This window comes from Falsiroseomonas bella (assembly GCF_003173615.1).
GTDB lineage: Bacteria > Pseudomonadota > Alphaproteobacteria > Acetobacterales > Acetobacteraceae > Falsiroseomonas > Falsiroseomonas bella.
The window spans coordinates 302,952-323,688 of record NZ_QGNA01000004.1; the positions used below are offsets into that span (position 1 = coordinate 302,952).

The 20,737-nt window shown below is 71.5% G+C and carries 21 protein-coding genes and 1 tRNA gene; 17 read left to right on the top strand and 5 right to left on the bottom strand.

Going from position 1 to position 20,737, the window contains the following annotated elements; translation table 11 throughout:
• Positions 1-13: 13 nt before the first annotated feature.
• Positions 14-89 (top strand) — tRNA-Phe (locus DFH01_RS18360).
• A gap of 22 nt (positions 90-111) precedes the next feature.
• On the opposite strand, the gene DFH01_RS28265 is transcribed toward DFH01_RS18360, so the two are convergent.
• The gene (locus DFH01_RS28265) at positions 112-270 is read right to left on the bottom strand and encodes a hypothetical protein (RefSeq protein WP_158287810.1); all 159 of its coding nucleotides are present in this window, start codon (positions 268-270) and stop codon (positions 112-114) included.
• 163 nt (positions 271-433) lie between these two features.
• Here DFH01_RS28265 and DFH01_RS18365 point away from each other — a divergent pair, with 163 nt between their 5' ends.
• The 10 genes from DFH01_RS18365 (at position 434) to DFH01_RS18410 (ending at position 10,305) form a co-directional block, all read left to right on the top strand.
• On the top strand, positions 434-1,348 hold the full coding sequence (locus DFH01_RS18365) for an ABC transporter permease subunit (RefSeq protein ID WP_109871928.1): 915 nt from the start codon (positions 434-436) through the stop codon (positions 1,346-1,348).
• A complete protein-coding gene (livM, locus tag DFH01_RS18370; protein WP_109871929.1) occupies positions 1,345-2,628 on the top strand; it encodes a high-affinity branched-chain amino acid ABC transporter permease LivM in 1,284 nt (427 codons plus the stop codon). The genes DFH01_RS18365 and livM overlap by 4 nt, the downstream gene beginning before the upstream one ends.
• The gene (locus DFH01_RS18375) at positions 2,625-3,476 is read left to right on the top strand and encodes an ABC transporter ATP-binding protein (protein ID WP_109871930.1); all 852 of its coding nucleotides are present in this window, start codon (positions 2,625-2,627) and stop codon (positions 3,474-3,476) included. The genes livM and DFH01_RS18375 overlap by 4 nt, the downstream gene beginning before the upstream one ends.
• On the top strand, positions 3,473-4,192 hold the full coding sequence (locus DFH01_RS18380; protein WP_109871931.1) for an ABC transporter ATP-binding protein: 720 nt from the start codon (positions 3,473-3,475) through the stop codon (positions 4,190-4,192). The genes DFH01_RS18375 and DFH01_RS18380 overlap by 4 nt, the downstream gene beginning before the upstream one ends.
• Positions 4,193-4,264: 72 nt before the next feature.
• A complete protein-coding gene (locus tag DFH01_RS18385; protein WP_109871932.1) occupies positions 4,265-6,787 on the top strand; it encodes a hybrid sensor histidine kinase/response regulator in 2,523 nt (840 codons plus the stop codon).
• A gap of 75 nt (positions 6,788-6,862) precedes the next feature.
• On the top strand, positions 6,863-7,327 hold the full coding sequence (locus DFH01_RS18390) for a chemotaxis protein CheW (RefSeq protein ID WP_109871933.1): 465 nt from the start codon (positions 6,863-6,865) through the stop codon (positions 7,325-7,327).
• Between the two features lie 8 nt (positions 7,328-7,335).
• Positions 7,336-7,722, top strand: a complete 387-nt coding sequence (locus tag DFH01_RS18395) for a response regulator (RefSeq protein ID WP_109871934.1) — start codon at positions 7,336-7,338, stop codon at positions 7,720-7,722.
• Complete coding sequence (gene cheB, locus DFH01_RS18400; RefSeq protein WP_332903283.1) at positions 7,719-8,816, top strand: chemotaxis-specific protein-glutamate methyltransferase CheB; 1,098 nt, start codon at positions 7,719-7,721, stop codon at positions 8,814-8,816. Before DFH01_RS18395 ends, cheB begins: the two co-directional genes overlap by 4 nt.
• Positions 8,813-9,637 (top strand): CheR family methyltransferase, encoded by an 825-nt coding sequence (locus DFH01_RS18405; protein WP_109871935.1) that lies wholly within the window; start codon positions 8,813-8,815, stop codon positions 9,635-9,637. Before cheB ends, DFH01_RS18405 begins: the two co-directional genes overlap by 4 nt.
• 41 nt (positions 9,638-9,678) lie before the next feature.
• Positions 9,679-10,305: an MSMEG_1061 family FMN-dependent PPOX-type flavoprotein gene (locus tag DFH01_RS18410; RefSeq protein ID WP_109871936.1), complete on the top strand. Its 627-nt coding sequence runs from the start codon at positions 9,679-9,681 to the stop codon at positions 10,303-10,305.
• 63 nt (positions 10,306-10,368) lie between these two features.
• Here DFH01_RS18410 and ctrA read toward each other — a convergent pair whose 3' ends face one another.
• Positions 10,369-11,097 carry a response regulator transcription factor CtrA gene (gene ctrA, locus DFH01_RS18415; RefSeq protein WP_109871937.1) on the bottom strand — a complete coding sequence of 243 codons (729 nt, stop codon included), beginning with the start codon at positions 11,095-11,097 and terminating at the stop codon, positions 10,369-10,371.
• A 171-nt stretch (positions 11,098-11,268) separates the two neighbouring features.
• Between ctrA and DFH01_RS18420 the strand changes: the two genes are divergently transcribed.
• Positions 11,269-12,570, top strand: coding sequence for a FliI/YscN family ATPase (locus DFH01_RS18420; protein ID WP_109871938.1), 1,302 nt, complete (start codon positions 11,269-11,271; stop codon positions 12,568-12,570).
• Positions 12,557-12,949: a flagellar FliJ family protein gene (locus DFH01_RS18425; RefSeq protein ID WP_109871939.1), complete on the top strand. Its 393-nt coding sequence runs from the start codon at positions 12,557-12,559 to the stop codon at positions 12,947-12,949. The genes DFH01_RS18420 and DFH01_RS18425 overlap by 14 nt, the downstream gene beginning before the upstream one ends.
• 4 nt (positions 12,950-12,953) lie before the next feature.
• Here the strand turns inward: DFH01_RS18425 and hppD are convergent, their stop codons facing one another.
• Positions 12,954-14,063, bottom strand: a complete 1,110-nt coding sequence (gene hppD, locus DFH01_RS18430) for a 4-hydroxyphenylpyruvate dioxygenase (protein WP_109871940.1) — start codon at positions 14,061-14,063, stop codon at positions 12,954-12,956.
• Positions 14,064-14,174: 111 nt separating this feature from the next.
• On the opposite strand from hppD, the gene DFH01_RS18435 reads away from it, so the two are divergent.
• Together DFH01_RS18435 and DFH01_RS18440 are read left to right on the top strand one after the other, a co-directional pair.
• Positions 14,175-14,654 carry an Lrp/AsnC family transcriptional regulator gene (locus DFH01_RS18435; protein WP_109871941.1) on the top strand — a complete coding sequence of 160 codons (480 nt, stop codon included), beginning with the start codon at positions 14,175-14,177 and terminating at the stop codon, positions 14,652-14,654.
• Between the two features lie 50 nt (positions 14,655-14,704).
• The gene (locus tag DFH01_RS18440) at positions 14,705-15,175 is read left to right on the top strand and encodes a GNAT family N-acetyltransferase (RefSeq protein ID WP_109871942.1); all 471 of its coding nucleotides are present in this window, start codon (positions 14,705-14,707) and stop codon (positions 15,173-15,175) included.
• Between the two features lie 6 nt (positions 15,176-15,181).
• On the opposite strand, the gene DFH01_RS18445 is transcribed toward DFH01_RS18440, so the two are convergent.
• Entirely contained in the window at positions 15,182-16,357 is a 1,176-nt protein-coding gene (locus DFH01_RS18445; protein WP_109871943.1) for a BaiN/RdsA family NAD(P)/FAD-dependent oxidoreductase, read from the bottom strand.
• A gap of 41 nt (positions 16,358-16,398) precedes the next feature.
• On the opposite strand from DFH01_RS18445, the gene DFH01_RS18450 reads away from it, so the two are divergent.
• Positions 16,399-17,403 carry an NAD-dependent epimerase/dehydratase family protein gene (locus DFH01_RS18450; RefSeq protein ID WP_109871944.1) on the top strand — a complete coding sequence of 335 codons (1,005 nt, stop codon included), beginning with the start codon at positions 16,399-16,401 and terminating at the stop codon, positions 17,401-17,403.
• Between the two features lie 79 nt (positions 17,404-17,482).
• A complete protein-coding gene (locus DFH01_RS18455; protein ID WP_109871945.1) occupies positions 17,483-19,843 on the top strand; it encodes a xanthine dehydrogenase family protein molybdopterin-binding subunit in 2,361 nt (786 codons plus the stop codon).
• Positions 19,844-19,868: 25 nt separating this feature from the next.
• Here the strand turns inward: DFH01_RS18455 and DFH01_RS18460 are convergent, their stop codons facing one another.
• Entirely contained in the window at positions 19,869-20,696 is an 828-nt protein-coding gene (locus DFH01_RS18460) for a hydroxypyruvate isomerase family protein (protein ID WP_109871946.1), read from the bottom strand.
• Between the last annotated feature and the right edge of the window lie 41 nt (positions 20,697-20,737).

Here is a 20,737-nt window from a genome sequence, read left to right on the forward strand (position 1 = left end):
CCGTCAGCGATGGGCCCAGGTAGCTCAGTTGGTAGAGCATGCGACTGAAAATCGCAGTGTCGGTGGTTCGATTCCGCCCCTGGGCACCATTTTCCTCCCATTCATGTTGCGTCAGTCCGGGCGTTGCGCGTCGTCTCGTGCCGAGGCCTGGCCGGGCTTGCGATGGCCGACGGTGCGACGCTCGGCTTCCTGTCGGGCGCGATCGGCGATGCCGGGGATCGGGCGCTGCGGGGCGGGCGCGGTGGGCGGCCGGTCGGGTTCGTGCGGCATCCTGCTGGTCCTCCTGATTGGCGGAGGGAGCTAGCCGAGGGCGCCACGCGGCGCCTGTTCCGGCGGGAACAGCGCGGGCGGCGCGGCGGCGCAGCGGCACTTCCCCATTGACCGGCCTTGCCGGAACGTCTCTCACTGGCTGCAAACGGGGAGAGTCGCGACCTTGGCCTATGCCCTGCAGCAGCTGATCAACGGCATCAGCCTCGGCATGATCTACGGCATGATCGCCGTGGGCTACACGATGGTCTACGGCATCATCGGCATGATCAACTTCGCCCATGGCGACATCTTCATGATCGGTGCCTTCATCGCGCTGATCTCGATCGTCATGCTGATCTCGGGCGGCTTCATGGAAGGCCCCGCCGCGCTGCTGCTGGTGCTGGCGATCTCCATGGCCTTCACCGCGCTCTATGGCTGGACGGTGGAGCGCGTGGCCTATCGCCCGCTGCGCGGCAGCTTCCGCCTGGCGCCGCTGATCAGCGCCATCGGCATGTCCATCGTGCTGCAGAACTACGTGCAGATCAGCCAGGGCGCGCGAGTGAAACCGCTGGAGCCGCAGGTGACCGGCGGCTTCGAGATCATGCGCGACGGCAATTTCGTCGTGCAGCTCTCCAACATGCAGATCCTGATCATCGTGACGACGCTGGCGGTGCTGGCGATCTTCACCTGGCTGGTGACGAAGACGCCCTTGGGCCGCGCCATGCGCGCCTGCGAGCAGGACCGCAGGATGGCGAGCCTGCTCGGCATCGACACCGATCGCACGATCAGCCTGACCTTCGTGATCGGCGCCTCGCTCGCCGCGGTGGCGGGCACGCTCTACCTGCTGCGCTACGGCGTGATCGATTTCTACATCGGCTTCCTCGCCGGCGTGAAAGCCTTCACGGCCGCGGTGCTGGGCGGCATCGGGTCCCTGCCCGGCGCGGTGCTGGGCGGGCTGCTGATCGGCCTGATCGAGACCTTCTGGTCGGCCTATTTCAGCGTGCAGTACAAGGACGTCGCGGCCTTCTCGATCCTGGCGCTGACCTTGATCTTCCTGCCGACCGGGCTGCTCGGGCGGCAGGAGGTCGAGAAGGTATGACCCCGCGCCTGCTCGGCGCCGTCCGCGACGCGGCGCTCGCCACGCTCGTCGCCTTCGGCCTGTTCGTGGTGATGGTCGGGCTGCGCACCGATGTCGCGCCGGGCGGCGAGCTGTTCCTGCGGCAGCGCTGGGCGGATGTGGCACTGCTTTGCGCGCTGGTCTTCGCGGGGCGACTGGTGGTCTCGCTCTGGGGCCTCAGGCCGCAGCCCACCGTAGCGTCGCCAGGGCGCGCGGCGCTGGCGGCACGACTCGGAAAGGTCTTCGCGCCGGCGCTGCTGGCTGCGGCGCTGGTGCTGCCCTTCATCCCCGGCATCGGGCGCTACGAGCTCGACCTCGGCATCCTGGTGCTGACCTATGTGATGCTGGGATGGGGGCTGAACATCGTGGTCGGCCTCGCCGGTCTGCTCGACCTCGGCTACGTCGCCTTCTACGCCGTCGGCGCCTACTCCTATGCGCTGCTGGCGGAGCATTTCGGATTCTCCTTCTGGCTCTGCCTGCCGCTGGCCGGCATCCTCGCCGCGTTCTGGGGCATCCTGCTCGGCTTCCCGGTGCTGCGCCTGCGCGGCGACTACCTGGCGATCGTGACGCTCGCCTTCGGCGAGATCATCCGCATCGTGCTGCTGAACTGGACCGAGCTGACCAACGGCCCGAACGGCATGACGGGCATCCCCCGCCCGACCTTCTTCGGCCTGCCATTCAGCATGTCCGGCGAGCCCGACACCTTCGCCGGCTTCTTCGGGCTGGAGCCGAGCCCGGTGCACCGCGTGATCTTCCTCTACTACCTGATCCTGGCGCTCGCGCTGCTGACCAACTGGGTCACGCTGCGCATCCGCCGCCAGCCGATCGGCCGCGCCTGGGAAGCACTGCGGGAGGACGAGATCGCCTGCCGCGCGCTCGGCATCAACATCACCGCGACGAAGCTGACCGCCTTCGCGCTGGGCGCGATGTTCGGCGGCTTCGCCGGCGCCTTCTTCGCCACGCGGCAGGGCTTCATCAGCCCGGAATCCTTCACCTTCATCGAGAGCGCGATCATCCTGGCCATCGTCGTGCTCGGCGGCATGGGCAGCCAGATCGGCGTGGCCGTCGCGGCGCTGGTGATGATCGGCGGCTTCGAGCTGTTCCGCGACCTCGAGGAATGGCGGATGCTGGTGTTCGGCGCGGCGATGGTGGTGATCATGGTGCTGCGCCCGCGCGGGCTGGTGGGCACGCGCACGCCCTCCATCGCGCTGGGAGACAAGCGCGCGATCTCGGCGGCGCATGTCAGCGAGGGGCGGGGATGAGCGCGCAACTCACCACGCCCCCAACCGCCGTGTCCGATCCGATCCTGGAGGTGGATGGGCTGACCATGCGCTTCGGCGGGCTGCTCGCGGTGGACAGCGTCAGCTTCACCGCGCGGCGCGGCGACATCACGGCGCTGATCGGGCCGAACGGCGCGGGCAAGACCACGGTGTTCAACTGCATCACCGGCTTCTACCGCCCGACCGCGGGCGCGCTGCGGCTGCATCGCGCCGAGGCCGGCGTCGCCGAGCTGCAGCGCCTGAAGGACCACCGCATCGCGCGCGCGGGCGTGGCGCGCACCTTCCAGAACATCCGCCTGTTCCCCGGCATGACGGCGCTGGAGAACCTGCTGGTCGCGCAGCATGTCGTGCTGAACGCGGCGACGGGCTTCGGCATCGGCGCGCTGCTCGGCCTCGGCGGCTATCGGCGCGCGGAAGCGGCGGCGGTGGAGCGCGCCGCGGCCTGGCTGCGGGCCACCGGCCTGATCGAGCGCGCCGACGACCCTGCCGGCGCGCTGCCCTATGGCGCGCAACGGCGCCTCGAGATCGCGCGCGCCATGTGCACCGGCCCCGCGCTGCTCTGCCTGGACGAGCCGGCGGCTGGCCTCAACCCGCGCGAATCGGAGGAACTCGCCGCATTGCTGCGCGCCATCCGGGACGGAAGCGCGGCGGAAGGCGCGGCGGCGACTTCCGTGCTGCTGATCGAGCACGACATGGGCATCGTGATGGGCATCTCCGACCACGTGATCGTGCTGGACCACGGCAAGAAGATCGCCGACGGCACGCCGGAGGCGGTGCGCAACGATCGCCACGTGATCGCCGCCTATCTGGGTGAGGAGGAGGCGGAATGACCGCTTCCATGCTGGAGGTGACCGACCTCGTCGCCGCCTATGGCGCGGTGCAGGCGTTGAAGGGCGTGTCGCTGTCCGTGAAGCGCGGCGAGATCGTCACGCTGATCGGCGCCAATGGCGCGGGCAAGTCCACGCTGCTGATGAGCATCTGCGGCGATCCCCGCCCGCGCTCCGGCCGCGTGGTGCTGGACGGGGCGGAGATCACGCAGCGCCCGACTCACGAGATCATGCGCATGGGCGTGGCGCAGTCGCCGGAAGGCCGTCGCGTCTTTCCGCGCATGAGCGTGCTCGAGAACCTGCTGATGGGCGCGCAGGCGCAGGGCCACGATCCGGGGCCCGAGCTCGAGAAGGTCTTCGCGCTGTTCCCGCGCCTGAAGGAACGCCAGGCGCAGCGCGGCGGCACGCTCTCGGGCGGCGAGCAGCAGATGCTGGCGATCGGGCGCGCGCTGATGTCGAAGCCGCGCCTGCTGCTGCTGGACGAGCCCTCCCTCGGCCTGGCGCCGCTGATCGTGCGGCAGATCTTTTCCGCCATCCGCGCGCTGAACGAGACCGAGGGGCTGACGGTGCTGCTGGTGGAGCAGAATGCCAACCAGGCGCTGCGGCTGGCGCATCGGGGCTATGTGCTGGTGACCGGCCGCATCACGATGGAGGGTACGGGCGCGGAATTGCTGGCGCGGCCGGAGATCCGCGACGCCTATCTTGGCGGGGGCCACTGACCGCCCGGCTGTTTACGGCTTCTTCGCCACCCCGCGTGCAGGATGCGCCCTGCCGCAGCTGCCGGGGTGCCCATGGACGACCTGATCGCGGATTTCCTTGCCGAGACCCATGAGGGCCTCGCCGCCCTCGACGTGGCGCTGGTGCGGCTGGAGAAGGCGCCGCAGGACGGGCCGACGCTGTCCGAGATCTTCCGCGTTATCCACACGATCAAGGGCACCTGCGGCTTCCTCGGCCTGCCGCGCCTGGAATCGGTGGCGCATGCGGCGGAGAACGTGCTCGGTCGCTATCGCGACGGCTCGCTGAAGGTCACGCCGGACGGCATCACGCTGATCCTGCAGGCGCTGGACCGCATCAAGCTGATCGTCGCGGGCCTCGAGGAGAAGGGGACGGAGCCGGCAGGCGACGACGCGGCGCTGATCGCGGCGCTCGACGCCGCCTTCGCCGGCGAGGCGCCGGCGCCCGCCGCCTCGGCGCCGGAGGAGATCGAGGCCGAGGCACCGGCCGAGCCCGCCGCCGAAGCGCTTGCGGCGCCCGCGGCGGAAGGCGGCGCCGCCGCGCCGCCACAGAGCATCCGCGTCTCGGTGGATGTGCTGGAAGACCTGATGATGCTGGTGAGCGAGCTGGTGCTGACGCGCAACCAGCTGCTGCAGGTGGCGCGCGCGCGGGGCGACCAGGCCTTCTCCGTGCCGTTGCAGCGCCTGTCGCACATCACCTCGGACCTGCAGGACGGGGTGATGAAGACGCGCATGCAGCCCATCGGCAATGCCTGGGCGAAGCTGCCGCGCCTGGTGCGCGACCTGGCGCGCGAGCTCGGCAAGAAGATCGAGCTGGAGATGCGCGGCGCCGACACCGAGCTGGACCGCCAGGTGCTGGAGCTGATCAAGGACCCGCTGACGCACATGGTGCGCAACAGCGCGGACCATGGGCTGGAATCCACCGAGGAACGCCGCCGCGCCGGCAAGCCCGAGACCGGCCGCGTGACGCTGAACGCCTATCACGAGGGTGGCCACATCCTCATCGAGATCGCCGATGACGGGAAGGGCCTGAACACCGCGCGCATTCGCGAGAAGGCGGTGGCGCAGGGTCTCGCGACCGAGACCGAGGTCGCGGCGATGTCGGACCGCGAGATCCATCGCTTCATCTTCCGCGCGGGCTTCTCCACCGCCGCCGCCGTCACGGCCGTCTCCGGCCGCGGCGTCGGGATGGATGTGGTGAAGACCAATGTGGAGCGGATCGGCGGCACCATAGATGTCGCTTCCGCCGCCGGGCGCGGCACCACCTTCATCATCAAGATCCCGCTGACACTCGCCATCGTCTCCGCCCTGGTGGTGGAGGTGGCGCAGGAACGCTTCGCGATCCCGCAGATCGGCGTGCTGGAGCTGGTGCGCGTCGGCGGCGCCACCGGCGCGCAGGTGGAGCGGATCAAGGACGCGCCGGTGCTGCGCCTGCGCGACCGGCTGCTGCCCCTGGTCTCGCTCGGCCGCGTGCTGGGGCTGGAGGAGGAGGCGCCGGCGGCCGATATCGGCTTCGTCGTCGTCACGCAGGTCGGCCCCGCGACCTTCGGCATCATCGTGGACCGCGTGCACGACACCGAGGAGATCGTGGTGAAGCCGGTGCCGCCGATCCTGCGCCATATCGGCGTGTTCAGCGGCAACACGATCCTCGGCGACGGCAGCGTGATCATGATCCTCGACCCGAACGGCATCGCGCGCGCCACCGGCGTCGCGGCCGAGGGCGCCAGTGCGCGCGCGGCGGAAGGCGTCGCGGCGGGCATGCGCTCGGCCGGCAGGACGGCGCTGCTGCTGTTCCGCGCGGGCGACGCGACACCGAAGGCCGTGCCCCTCGGCCTTGTCGCGCGGCTCGACGACCTGCCGGTGGACCGCATCGAGTTCTCGGGCGGCGCGGCGGTGGTGCAGTACCGCGGCGCGCTGATGCCGCTGGTGCCGATGGGCGGCGCGGGACTCTCGGCCGAGGCCGAGGTGCGCGGGCGGCAGACCGTGCTGGTGTTCAGCGAGGGCGAGCGCAGCCTGGGGCTGATGGTGGACGCGATCCTCGACGTCGTGGAGGAGCGTCTGGAGATCAAGGGCGGCACGGACCGCGCGGGCTTCCTCGGTTCCGCCGTGGTCGCGGGCAAGGTGACGGACGTGATCGACACGGCCTGGTGGCTGCGCCAGGCGGGCGGCGACTGGTTCCGCGCGAACGAGACGGTGGCGGCCAAGCGCCTGCTGGTGGTGGAGGACAGCGCCTTCTTCCGCGAACTCGTCGTGCCGAGCCTCGCGGCCGCCGGCTACGAGGTGGTGGCCGTCGGCCAACCCGCGGAGGCGCTGGCGCTGCGCGAGCAGGGCGCCGAGTTCGACGCCATCGTCTCCGACATCGAGATGCCGGGCATGGACGGCTTCGCCCTGGCGCGCGCGCTGCGCGAGGGCGGAAGCTGGGCGGCGCTGCCGCTCATCGCGCTCTCGGGCCGCAGCGATCCGCCGGCGCTGGCGCGCGCGCGGGAAGCGGGCTTCACCGATTTCGTGGCGAAATACGACCGCGACGCGCTGGCGGCCTCGCTGGCCGCCTGCCTCGCGATGCCGGTCGCGGCGGGCTGAGGCGGCCCGATGACCGGAGGGGCGTCAGCCCCGCAGGTCTGAATCGGTCCGCCCAACAAGCAGGGAGTATTCTTGATGCGCACGCAATCGACGCAGGCCGCGATCGACGAAGGCGAGCTGGTGCTGACGCTGACCGTGGGCGGGCAGCCCTGCGGCGTGCCGGTGCTGCAGGTGCGCGACGTGCTGGGCGCGCAGGGCATCACGCCCATCCCGCTCGCCCCACCGGAGATCGAAGGCGCAATGAATTTGCGCGGGCGGATCGTCACCGCGGTGGATCTGCGCCGGCGGCTCGGCCTGCCGTCGCGGGATGCCACGGCGAAGCCGATGAGCATCGTGGTCGAGCAGGGCGGCGAGCTCTATTCCATGCTGGCCGATGCGGTGGGGGAGGTCGTGCCGCTGCTCGCGGCGGATCGCCAGCCCAACCCGCCAACGCTCGACCCCGCCTGGCGCGAGGTGTCGCGCGGGGTGCACCGGCGCGACGGGCAGCTGCTGATCCTGCTGGATGTCGAGCGGCTGCTGGCGATCGGGGGCGGGCGATGAGTGCGGCGATGGAAGCTGGCCGCGACTGCCTGGTGGTGGACGACAGCCGCGTGATGCGCAAGGCGGCGCGCCGCCTGCTCGAAGGCCTCGGCTTCGGCGTGCGCGAGGCGGAGGATGGCGAGAAGGCGCTGGTCGCCTGCCGCGAGGCGATGCCGGACCTCGTGCTGCTCGACTGGAACATGCCGGTGATGGACGGGCTGGAATTCCTGCGCGCGGCGCGCGCCGAACATGGCGCGGAGCGGCCGCTGGTGATGCTCTGCACCACCGAGAACACGCCGGAGCGCATCATGCAGGCGCTGGAGGCGGGCGCGCAGGAATATGTGATGAAGCCCTATGATTCGGAGATCCTGGCGGGCAAGCTCGCGCAGCTCGGCCTGCTGCAGGACGCCGCGTGAGCGCCGCACTCGCCGCCGCGCCGGCGCCGGCCATCTCCGGCGCGGTGCGGGTGATGCTGTGCGACGACAGCGCGGTGGCACGCGGCGCGCTCGCGCGCCTTCTGGGGCGCGATGCGGCGATCCGGGTGGTGGCCCAGGCGCAGGACGGGCGGCAGGCGCTGGAGATGCTGGCGGCGATGCCGGCCGCGGCGCGGCCCGAGGTGATCCTGCTCGACCTCGAGATGCCGGTGATGGACGGGCTGACGGCGCTGCCGCTGATCCTGCGCGCGGCGCCGGGCAGTTCGGTGATCGTGGCGAGCGCGCTGAGCCAGCGCGGCGCCGCGGCGACCATGGCCGCGCTGCGCGCCGGCGCGGTGGACTACGTGCCGAAGCCGGCCGCCGCGCAGGGCGGCATGGCCGATCCCGCCTTCGGCGAGGAACTTCGGGCGAAGGTGCTGGGCTGGGCGCGGATGCGCCAGCGCGCGGCGCCGCGGCCAGTGCGGCCGGCCGCGACGGCGTCGGGCACGCTGCCGAAGCCGCAGGTGATCGCCATCGGCAGCTCCACCGGCGGGCCGCAGGCGCTGGCCGCGCTGGTGGGCGCGCTGACGCGGCCGCCGCCGGTGCCGGTGCTGGTGGTGCAGCACATGCCGGCCGGCTTCACGGCGCTGCTGGCTGATCATCTGGCGCGGCTGCGACGGCTGCCCTGCGCCGAGGCGCGTGACGGAGAGGCGCTGCTGCCGGGCCGGCTCTATCTGGCGCCGGGTGACCGGCATCTGCTGGCGAAGCCGGCCGCCGCGGGCCTGGTGGCGCAGTTGTCGGACGGAGCGCCCGAGAATTTCTGCCGGCCCGCGGTGGACCCGCTGCTGCGCAGCCTGGTCGCGGCCTGTGGCGGGCGGGTGGTGGCGGCGATCCTGACCGGGATGGGCCAGGACGGGCTGGCCGGCTGCCGCGCGCTGCGGGAGGCGGGCGGCGGCGTGCTCGCGCAGGACGAGGCTAGCTCGGTGGTGTGGGGCATGCCCGGCGCGGTGGCGCGCGCGGGACTGGCGGCGACGATTGCGCCGCCGGAAGAGATCGCGGCGCGACTGCTCGCCGCCTGCGGGGAGGGACGCGCGTGACGGAGCCGGGCTTCGCCGAGATTGCCGCGCTGGTGCGCCGGCGCGCCGGCATCGTGCTGACCGAGGACAAGTCCTACCTGCTGGAGACGCGGCTCGGTCCCGTGCTGCAGCGCTTCGGCCTGGCGTCGCTGCGCGTGCTGGGGGAGAGGCTGCGCGCCGCGCCGGGCGAGGCGATGGAACGCGCCGTGGTCGAGGCGCTGACCACGCATGAATCGAGCTTCTTCCGCGACGGGCGCCCCTTCGAGCATCTGCGCGCATTGCTGCCGCGGCTGGCCGCGCGCAAGGCGCCGGGGGAGCGGGTGCGGGTGTGGTCGGCCGCCTGCTCGACGGGGCAGGAGCCGTATTCCATCGCGATGCTGGCGCATGAGACGCTTGGCGCCGGGGCGGCCCGCGCTGTCGAGATCCTCGGCACCGACATCTCGGGCGAGGTGCTGGCGCGTGCGCGCGAAGCCGCCTTCAGCCAGTTCGAGGTGCAGCGCGGCCTGCCGATCCGCGCGCTGATGACGCATTTCGCGCAGGAGGGCGCGCGCTGGCGGCTGAAGCCCGAGCTGCGCGGCATCGTGCGGTTCGAGGAGCGCAACCTGATGGCCGATTGCGGCGCGCTCGGGCGGTTCGACGTGATCTTCTGCCGCAACGTGCTGATCTACTTCGACAGCCCGACCAAGACGCGCGTGATGGAGATGCTGGCGCGCATGCTGGCGCCGGAGGGCGTGCTGTATCTCGGCGCCGCGGAGACGGTGGTGGGACTGACCACGCGCCTCGCGCCGCTGCCGGGCGAACGCGGGGTCTATGGCGTGTCAGCGCAGCGGGCGGCAGCCTGACCCGCGATGACAGCGCGGCCGGCGGCTGCCATCCTGGCCGCATGGACGCGCTGACCGAGGATCCCTTCGCGATCGCCACGCCGGAAGCGCTGGACGCGATCTATGGCATGCCGAGCGCGCTGGCGCAGGGCAAGGTGGGCGACCGGATCGGGCCGGCGACGCGCGGCTTCATCGCGGCGAGCCCGTTCTGCCTGCTGGCGACGATCGGTCCCGCCGGGCCTCACATCACGCCGCGCGGCGACGCGCCCGGCTTCGTCGCGGTGGCGGATGACCGCACGCTGGTGCTGCCGGATCGGCGCGGCAACAACCGGCTGGATGCTCTGCGCGACATCCTGCACGATCCCCGCGTCTCGCTGCTGTTCCTGGTGCCCGGCGCGATGGAGGCGCTGCGGGTGCATGGGCGGGCGCGGATCACGACCGATCCGGCGCTGCGCGCGCGCCATGCCGCGCAGGGCAGGGAGCCCGCGACGCTGCTGGTCGTGACGGTGGAGAGCCTGTTCATGCAGTGCGGCAAGGCGCCGATCCGCTCCCGCCTGTGGGAGGATCGCGCCCGGCCCGAGGGGCTGCCGACGATGGGCGCGCTGATTGCCGAGCACAGCGCCGGCGCGGCGGAGGCCGGTGCGGTGGATGCTGGCCTGCCGGAAAGCTACCGGACACGGCTGTACTGAGCCTGCTGGACCGACCCGGCCGCGTCGCGCCGCCGGGGTGGCAGCGCGGCGCGGCGGAAGCGGTCAGGCGGCGGCGATGGTCGGGCGGTCGGCCGGCGGCAGGGTGATGCGGGCCGGGCTGGTCGGATCGCGCAGGACGTAGCCGCGCCCCCAGACGGTGCCGATCAGGTCCGGCGCGCCGGCCTGGGCGAGCTTCTTGCGCAGCTTGCAGATGAAGACGTCTATGATCTTCACCTCGGGCTCGTCCATGCCGCCATAGAGGTGGTTCAGGAACGCCTCCTTGGTCAGCACGATGCCCTTGCGGAGCGTGAGCAGCTCCAGCACGGCGTATTCCTTGCCGGTCAGGTGGACGTTGTGCCCCTCCACCGAGACCTCGCGCGAGCCGAGGTTCAGGGTGAGCGGGCCGACGGTGAGCGTCGGCTGGCTGAAGCCCTTGGCGCGGCGGACGATGGCCTGGATCCGCGCGATCAGCTCCTGCTGGTCGAAGGGCTTGGTGATGTAGTCGTCGGCGCCCATGCCGAAGCCGCGGACCTTGGCCTGGGGCCGGGTGAGGCCGGAGAGGATCAGGACAGGCGTCTCGATCCGGGCGGCACGCAGCCGGCGGACGACCTCATAGCCCTCCATGTCCGGCAGCATGAGGTCCAGAATGATGATGTCATAATCGTACAGCCGCGCGAGCTCCAAGGATTCTTCACCCGTATCGGCTGTATCAACGATCATCGAGGCTGCCTTCAGCGCGAGAGACACGCCGCGGGCGACAATCGTATCGTCTTCAACCAAAAGGACACGCATCGGTGGCACTCCCACATCCCACGCGTGCAGTGATACCATCTGCAGGCCGGAAGGGAAGCCATTTTTTTAAGAAAAAAGCTAATCCGAAGGTAAATACGTCGCAAAAATAGGACAATGACTCGTCAATCAATACCATGCTCAATCCGAACAAGGGCGTCCCTCGCGCAGGCCATGCTCGCGCAGGTTGAGGCGTCCGCATCGCGCGGGCAGCTCGGCGCGGCCGGCCCGCGCGGCCTCGAGATCGCCGGCCTGCGCCCGCCGCCGGCGCCGGGCGAGCGAGTCGCGGTGCTCTCCGCGGGCCCGCCCCTGCTCGCCGAGATCGTCGCGACGCGGCCCGAGGCGCAGCAGGCGCTGCCGCTCGGCCCTGCCGGCGGCGCGCGCGCCGGCCAGGCGGTCAGGCTGCTCGGCCCGGCGCGCCTCGATGTGAGCGAAGGGTGGCTCGGGCGAGTCCTGGATCCGCTCGGCGCGCCGCTGGATGGGCGCGGGGCGCTGCCGCGCGGCGGCCGCCCGCGCCCGCTGCAGGCCGATCCGCCGCCGCCGGGGCTGCGCGCACGGCTCGGTCCGCGCATCGGGCTCGGCGTGCGGGCGCTCGACCTGTTCTGCGCGATGCGGGAGGGGCAGCGCCTTGGCCTCTTCGCCGCCTCTGGCATCGGCAAGTCCACGCTGCTGGCGATGCTGGCCGGCGCGCCGGGCTTCGACGTGGTGGTGCTCGGCCTGGTCGGCGAGCGCGGGCGCGAGCTGCGCGAATTCCTCGAGGACGACCTCGGGCCGGAGCGGCTGGCGCGCAGCGTGGTGGTCTGCGCCACCTCCGACGCTGCGGCGCCGCTGCGGCGGGAAGCGGCGCTGGCCGCCATGACCGTCGCCGAGCATTTTCGCGATGCCGGCCAGCGGGTGCTGCTGCTGCTCGACAGCGTCACGCGCTTCGCCCTCGCCTGCCGCGAGATCGGGCTGGCTGCCGGAGAGCCGCCGGCGACGCGCGGCTTCCCGCCGGGCGTCTTCGCCGAGCTGCCGCGCCTGCTGGAGCGTGCCGGGCCCGGGGCGGAGGGCTGCGGGGGTTCGATCACGCTGCTGGCCACCGTGCTGGTCGAGGGCGATGACCATGACGAGCCGGTCGCGGACGCGGTGCGCGGCATCCTGGATGGCCATGTCGTGCTCGATCGCGCAATCGCCGAGCGTGGCCGCTATCCGGCGGTGGATGTGCTGCGCAGCCTCTCGCGCACGATGCCGGGCTGCCTCGATCCCGCGCAGCGGGAGCTGGTCGCGCGGGCGCGCGCGGTGCTTGCGCTGCAGCAGGAGATGGCGGAGCTGGTTCGGCTCGGCGCCTATCGCGCCGGGACGGATGCGGCCGTGGACACGGCGCTGCGGATTGCGCCGCGCATCGAGGCGCTGCTGCGCCAGGGAAGGGGCGAGGCGACGCCGCAGGACGCGGCCTTCGCGCAGCTCGCGGAGGCGCTGGCCGATGCCGGCGCGTGATCCCCTCGCGGTGCTGGCGCGGCTCCGGCGGCTGGAAGTGGCCGGGGCGCGGCGGGTTATGGCGGCGCGACAGTCGGATCTGGCCGCCGCATCGGCGGGGGAGGCGGCCGCGCGCGATGCCGTTGCGGCAGAGCTGTCCGGGGCGCCCGCCGACTACGCCGCTTTCCTGCCGCGGGCGCGCGCGGCGCGCGACGATGCCGTGGCGGCGACGGCGCGCGCCGAGGCCGCCGCCGAACTCGCGCGTGCGGAGCTCGTGGGCGCCCGCGTCCAGGCGCGCGTCGTGGAGGCGCTGATGGCGCGCCGTGCGGACGCGGCGCGCGCGGAGGCGGAGCGGCGCGACCAGGCGCGGCTGGACGATTGGCGCCCCGCCGCGCCCTGAGCGGCTATTCGGCCGCCGGGTTCAGCACGCCGCGGCGGATCTGGTCGAGCTCGATGCTCTCGAACAGGGCGCGGAAATTGCCTTCGCCGAAGCCCTGGTCGCCCTTGCGCTGGATCAGCTCGAAGAAGATCGGGCCGATCACCGTGCCGGTGAAGATCTGCAGCAGCCGCCCGCCCTCCGGCGTCGGCGCGCCATCGGTCAGGATGCGGTTCTTCGCGAGACGCGCGACTTCCTCCGGCGCGAGGTCCGGCATGCGCTTCGGCAGCAGCTCGTAGTAGGTGTCGGGCGTGTCCATGAACGCCACGCCCGAGGCGCGCATCGCCTCCACACTCGCAAAAATGTCGGTGGTCCCGAGGGCGACGTGCTGGATGCCCTCGCCGCGATAGGCGCGCAAATACTCCTCGATCTGGCTCTTGTCGTCGCTGCTCTCGTTGATCGGGATGCGGATCTGGCCGCAGGGCGAGGTCAGCGCGCGGGACTTAAGGCCGGTGAGCTTCCCTTCGATGTCGAAGTAGCGGATCTCGCGGAAGTTGAAGAGCTTCTCGTAGAACTGCCACCACACATCCATCCGGCCGCGATGCACGTTGTGCGTCAGGTGGTCGATCACGGTCAGGCCATTGCCCGTGGGCTTCGGGTCGCGCACGCCCGTCCAGCGGAAGTCCACGTCGTAGATGCTGCCGTTCTCGCCGTAGCGGTCCACGAAGTAGAGCAGGCTGCCGCCGATGCCCTCGATCGCCGGTATGTTCAGCTCCATCGGGCCGACCCGGCCGGTGACCGGCTTTGCGCCGAGGGCGATGGCGCGATTGTAGGCCTGCGCGGCATCGGCCACGCGGAACGCCATGGCGCAGGCGGAGGGGCCGTGCACGCGCTGGAAGGACTGCGCGAAGCTCTCGGGCTCGGCGTTCAGGATGAAGTTGATGTCGCCCTGGCGCCACAGCGTCACGCGCTTGGAGCGGTGCTGCGCGACCGCGGCGAAGCCGAGCTGGGTGAACAGCGATTCGAGATAGGGGATGTCGGGGCCGGTGAACTCGACGAATTCGAATCCGTCGGTGCCCATCGGGTTGATGTCGCTGATGGTGCCGGCGACGGCAGTGCGGTCGGGCGGGATGTCCATGGACGCGTTCCTTCCTGCGGCAGGAGGAGGAGTAGCGCGGCTGCCGGAGCGAGTTTCGGCAATCTTCACGCTTTTCCTGGCTGACAGCACAGGAATTCGCTAAGAAAGATCATGTCCAAGGCAAATTCCGCTCCGGAACTGGATGCCGCCGACCGGCGCATCCTGCGCGTCCTGCAGCGCGACGGCCGCATCGCGGTGACGCAGCTTGCGGAGGAGGTCGGACTCTCGGCCACACCCTGCCTGCGGCGCATCCGGCGGCTGGAGGAGGCGGGCGTGATCGCCCGCTACGCCGCGCTGGTGGACCCGAAGCGCGTGGGCCTGCCGATCCAGGCCTTCGTGCAGGTGGCGCTGTCGTCGCATGCCGAGGAGGTGGCGGAGGCCTTCCACAAGGCGATCGCCGCGCGGGAGGAGGTGCTGGCCGCCTGGGCGATGAGCGGCGACATGGACTACCTGCTGCATGTCGTCGCGGCGGATTTCGACGCCTATGCGGAGTTCGCGCTGAAGGCGTTGCTGCGCATGCCCGGCGTGAAGGAGACGCGGAGCAGCTTCGTGCTGACGGCGCTCAAGCCGCCGGGCGCGGTGCCGGTGTAACCACCCGCCGATCCGCGGCGAATGTGAGAGCTTCGGACGGAAGGGGCGCGATGCGGGACCAGGAGGAGGGCGTGCGGCCCGTCGTGACGGGCGATCTTCCCGCGCTGCGCGCGGTGATCGCCGCGACCGGACTGTTTCCGGCCGAGATGCTGGAGGGCATGGCTGCCCCGTTCCTGGCCGGCGAGGCGGAGGAGGTGTGGCTGACCGCGGCCGGCGGCGCCGCGGTCGCCTATGTGGCGCCGGAGCGGATGACGCAGGGAAGCTGGAACCTTCTGCTGATCGCCGTGCATCCGGGCCACCAGCGGCGCGGTCTCGGCGCCGCGCTCGTCGCGGCGGTGGAGGCCGAGGTCATCGCGCGGGGCGGCCGCCTGCTGCTGGTCGAGACGTCGAGCCTGCCGGACTTCGACGGCACGCGCGCCTTCTATCGGCGGCAGGGATACGAGCAGGAGGCGCGGATCCGCGACTTCTACCAGGCCGGCGAGGACAAGGTCGTCTTCCGCAAGCTGCTGCGCGCGGACTGATCGCCCTCAGGCATTCCGCGCCAGCACGCCCCGCGCCGCCGCCACCCCCGTCGCGAAGCAGGCCTGCAGCAGGTAGCCGCCGGTCGGCGCTTCCCAGTCCAGCATTTCGCCGGCGGCGAAGATTCCGGGGTGTCTGCGCAGCATGAAGCGGTCGTCGAACTCGGACCAGGCGATGCCGCCGGCAGAGGAGATGGCGCGCTGGAGGCCGGCCATGCCACGTGTCGTCAGCGGCAGCGCCTTGACCAGCGTGGCGAGGTCCTCGCTTGCGCCGGCATGCCGCGCCTCGTGGATCAGCGCGATGGCGACGGGCGGCAAGGCCAGGGCCTTGCGCAGCGCGGTGCTGACCGTCTCCCCGCGGCCGCGCGTGGCGAGCTTCGCGCGCACTGCCTCCATCGTCATGTCGGGGCGCAGGTCCAGCGTGAGGAGCGCTTCGCCGTCCCGTGCGATGGCCTCGCGGATCGGGGCGGAGAGCGCATAGACCGCGCCGCCTTCGAGGCCACTTGCGGTCAGCATCGCCTCGCCGCGGATCGTCGTGTCCTGATGCGTGATCGCGATGCGCTTCAGCGGCGTGCCAGCCAGCCGCGCGAGCTTGTCCGACCAGGGGAGGACCACGCCGGCATTGGTGGGCGCGAAGGGCGTGATCGAAACATCCGGCAGCAGCGCAGTCCAGCCGCCATCGGAGCCGAGCCGCGGCCAGGAGGCGCCGCCGCAGGCGAGCAGCACGGCATCGGCCGGCTGCACCGTCTCGCCCTCCGGCGTGCCGAAGCGGAGCGGCGAGAGTCCGATGCAGCGGTGCCGCGTGCGGATCTCCACGCCGAGGGTGGCGAGCCGTCGCAGCCAGGCGCGCAGCAGCGGCGAGGCCTTCAGCGGCTTGGGGAAGACACGGCCCGAACTGCCGACGAAAGTCTCGATGCCGAGGCCCTCGCACCAGGCGATCAGCGCCGAAGGAGGGAAGGCGCGCACCGCGTCCAGCAGCAGCGGCGCCTGCGGACGGTAGCGCGCGAGGAAGGCGTCCAGCGGCTCGGAATGCGTCAGGTTGAGCCCGCCACGCCCCGCCATCAGGAATTTGCGGGCCGCCGAGGGCATGGACTCGAACACGGTTACCGCGCAGCCCGCCTGCGCAAGGATTTCGGCGGCGATCAGCCCGGCGGGGCCTGCGCCGATGACGGCAATATGGGGCATGGCGGCTTTCTGCGCCCGCCCGGCCGCGATATCCAGACGGCATGGATGCGATCCTCGTCACCGGCGGCGCCGGCTTCGTCGGCCTCAACGTCGTGGAGGCGCTGCTCGCCCGCGGCGAGCATGTGGTCGTCTTCGGGCGGGAGGCGGCGCTGCCCGATCCGGCGCCCGCGCGCTTCGCCGCGCTGCCCGGCAGCATCGAGGTGATCCAGGGCGATGTCACCGACCACGCCGCACTGCGCGACGTCTTCAGCGCGCGCCGCATCGGCGCCGTCTTCCCCTTCGCCGCGATCACCGCCGGGCCGCAGCGCGAGGCCGCCGACCCGCAGCGCATCCTGGATGTGAACCTTGGCGGCGTGATCGCCACGCTGCAGGCCGCGCGCGACGCCGGCACGGTGCGGCGTGTTGTGCTGCCCTCCTCCGCCGCGGTCTATGGCGAGAGCGCCTACGCCTTCCAGGTGCTGGACGAGGCGACGACGCCGCCGGTGCCGATCAGCCTCTATGGCGTGACGAAATACGCGGTGGAGCGTGCGGGACTGCGGCTCGCCGGGCTCTTCGGGCTGGATGCCGTGGCGGCGCGGATCGGCGCCACCTTCGGACCGTGGGAGCGCGACACGGGGCTGCGCGACACGCTCAGCCTGCACCTCGCCTTCGCGGAGGCGGCGCGGCGCGGGGAGGCCGCGGTGCTGCCGCCGGCGCCGCTGCCGGCTTACGACTGGGTGTATGTGCGCGACCTGGCGGCGGGGCTGCTCGCGCTGCTGGATGCGAAGGATCCGCCACATCGCGTGGTGAATCTGGCCAGCGGCGAGGATTGGGCTCCGCATTACGCAGCCTGCCTGGATGTGCTGGCCGCCCGGTTCCCCGGCTTCCGCTGGCGCCATGCCGAACCCGGCGAGGCGCCGGGCCTGCGCTGGAACGAAAGCCGGCCGCGCGGCGTGATGGCGGTTGCGCGGGCGGCGGACTTTGGCTGGCGCCCGCGTTTCGATCCCGCCTCGGCCACCGCGGATTACGCGGGGTGGTTGGCAAACGGGGATCAGGGATTACGCTAGGACCATCGCTGCCCCTTCCGAGGGGTCTCCGCCCCCACCCCGGCCCTCCCCCGCACGCGGGGGAGGGGGAGAGAGACCGATGCCCGACACGCTTGCCTTCGATCCTTCGCGCCTGAAGTTCGGCATCGGCCAGCCCGTGCCCCGCGCCGAGGACCCGACGCTGCTGACCGGCCGCGGCAACTACACCGACGACATCCAGCTTCCCGGCCAGGTCTGGGCCGTGATGGTGCGCAGCCCCTATGGCCACGGCGTGATCAAGGGCATCGGCACGGAGGCGGCGAAGGCGATGCCCGGCGTGCTCGGCGTCTGGACCGGGGCCGACCTGCCGAAATTCGGGCCGATGGTCTGCGGCATGCCGCTCAAGAACGCTGACGGCTCGGCCTTCAAATCCACGCAGCGCCAGCCCCTGGCCACCGACAAGGTGCGCCATGTCGGTGATCCCGTGGCCTTCGTGGTGGCGGAGACCAAGGCGCAGGCCAAGGACGCGGCCGAGGCGGTGGAACTCGACATCGAGGCGCTCGACGCCGTGACCGATGCTTCGGCCGCCGCGGCGCCGGGCGCGCCGCTGCTCTATGACGAGCATCCGAACAATGTGGTGCTGGATTTCGCCGCGGGCGATTCCGCGAAGGTGACGGAGGCCTTCGCCAGGGCCGCGCATGTGACGAAGTTGTCCATCCGCAACAACCGCATCGTCGTCGCCGCGATGGAGCCGCGCAGCGCGATCGGCAGTGTGGAGGACGGGCGCTACGTGCTGCGCGTCGGCTGCCAGGGCGTGTTCGGGCTGCGCGCCTCGCTTGCCGGGCAGATGGGCGTGGAGACGAAGCAGGTGCGGGTGCTGACCGGCAATGTCGGCGGCAGCTTCGGCATGAAGGCCGGCCTCTATCCCGAATATCCCTGCCTGCTGCATGCCGCGAAGCAGCTCGGCCGCCCGGTGAAGTGGACCGATGAGCGCACCGGCTCCTTTCTGTCGGACGCGCATGGCCGCGACCACGAGGTGGAGGCGGAGCTTGCCCTGGACGCTGAGGGAAAATTCCTCGCGGTGCGACTGGTGAGCTACGCCAATATGGGTGCCTGGCTCTCCGCCGTCTCGCCGCTGATGGGCACGGGCAACTTCTTCAAGAACGTGCAGTCCAACTATGCGACGCCGGCGATCGAGGTGCGCACCAAATGCGTGCTGACGAACACCGTCCCGATCAGCGCCTATCGCGGCGCGGGCCGCCCCGAGGGCAACTACTTCATGGAGCGGCTGATCGAGCAGGCGGCGCTGGAGATGGGCAAGGATCCCGTCGCGCTACGCAAGCTGAACCACATCCGGCCGGACCAGTTCCCGTATTCCGCTGCCTCCGGCTCGGTCTATGACGGCGGCGCGTTCAGCGCGCTGCTGGAGAAGACGATGGAGGCCTCGGACGCCGCGGGCTATCCGGCGCGGCTGGCGGCGAGCAAGGCGCAGGGGCTGCTGCGCGGGCGTGGGATCGGCAACTTCCTCGAGTGCACCGCGCCGCCCACCAAGGAACAGGGTGGCATTCGCTTCGAGAAGGACGGCACCGTCACCATCATCACCGGCACGCTCGACTATGGGCAGGGCCATTGGAGCGCCTTCGCGCAGGTGCTGCACCAGTCGCTCGGCGTGCCCTTCGCGCAGGTGCGGCTGCTGCAGGGCGATTCGGACGAGCTGATCGCCGGCGGCGGCACCGGCGGGTCGAAGTCCATCATGGCCTCCGGCGCCGCGATCGCGGAGGCGAGCGAGAAGGTGATCGAGAAGGGCAAGGCCGCCGCCGCCTGGGCGCTGGAAGCCGCCGTCTCGGACATCGAGTTCGAGGCGCATGCCGGGCCGGAGGCCAGCGGGCGCTTCACCATCGCCGGCACCGACCGCGCGATCGGAATCATGGAACTCGCCGCAAAGCTGCGCGCCACGCCGCAGAAGCCGGAGGGCGTGCCCGAAAACCTGGACGTGACGCATGTCTTCGACCAGGCGCCGATGGCCTATCCGAACGGGTGCCATGTCTGCGAGGTCGAGGTGGACCCGGAGACGGGCGTGGTGCGGATCGACCGCTACCTGGCGGTGAACGACTTCGGCGTGCAGGTGAACCCGCTGCTGGTCGCGGGCCAGGCGCATGGCGGCATCGCGCAGGGTGTCGGCCAGGCGCTGCTGGAGCACGTCGTCTTCAGTGAGGACGGGCAGCTCGTCTCGGGGAGCTACATGGACTACGCGCTGCCGCGCGCGGGCGACCTGCCTTCCATCACGACGGAAAGCCACTCCATCCCGTGCAAGACCAATCCCCTCGGCGCGAAGGGCTGCGGCGAGGCGGGCTGCGCGGGGTCGCTGCCGGCGGTGATGAATGCGCTGGTGGATGCGCTGAAGCCGCTCGGCATCACGCATATCGACATGCCCGCGACGCCGGAGCGCGTCTGGGCGGCGATCCAGGACGCGAAGGCGTAGGATCGTTCGAAAGCCCTCTCCCCCCTCAGGGGGGGTTCAACGCCGAAGGCGTTGGACGGTGGGTGAGGGGGGCGAGCAAGTCCCGAAGCTGCCCCAGCCAACCTATTCCGTCCGCCGTTGCCCCCAGCGGGCGATACTCCGCCGCGAACCAGTCCGCGTAGCCCGCGCGGTCCAGCGCGGCGACGGCCGCGGCGAAGTCGATTGCGCCGCTGAACGGCTCGTGCCGGCCGGGCGTGTCCGCGAACTGCACATGCGCGATTCGCGCGCCGGCCCGAGCGATGGCAGCCGGCAGGTCAGGCTCGGTTCGCGCCATGTGGTACAGGTCGAACTGCAGGCCGGCGTTCGGATGCGCCGCGTCGTCCAGCACGCGCAGCGCGGCGTCGAGGCTGTCCAGGAAGAAGCCCGGCACGTCGAAGGGGTTCACCGGCTCCACCAGCACGCGGATGCCGAAGGGTGCGAAGGCCTCGGCGGCGTGGCGCAGGTTCTCGACCAGCGTCGCATGGCAGACGGCGCGGTCCGCCTGGGCGCCTGGGCGGCCGGAGAGGATGTTCACCCGCTGCACGCCGAGCGCCCGCGCATAGGGGATGCAGCGTTGCACGGCGGCCCGGAACTCCGCGCGGCGGTCGGGCAGGGCGCCGAGTCCGACATCGCCGCCCGCGATGTCGCCAGCCGGGATGTTGATCAGCACGACGGGCATCCCGGCCGCCTGCGCCGCCTGCGCCAGTGTCGAGGCGTCGTGGTCGTACGGGAACTGGATCTCCACCCCCTCGAAGCCCGCCCCGGCCGCCGCGGCGAAGCGCGCCGGCAACGGCAGGTCGGCGAATAGAAGAGAAATGTTGGCGGCGATCCGCATCGGCGTTCCCGGGGCTGAGGCGCGGCGGAATCCCGCCCCGG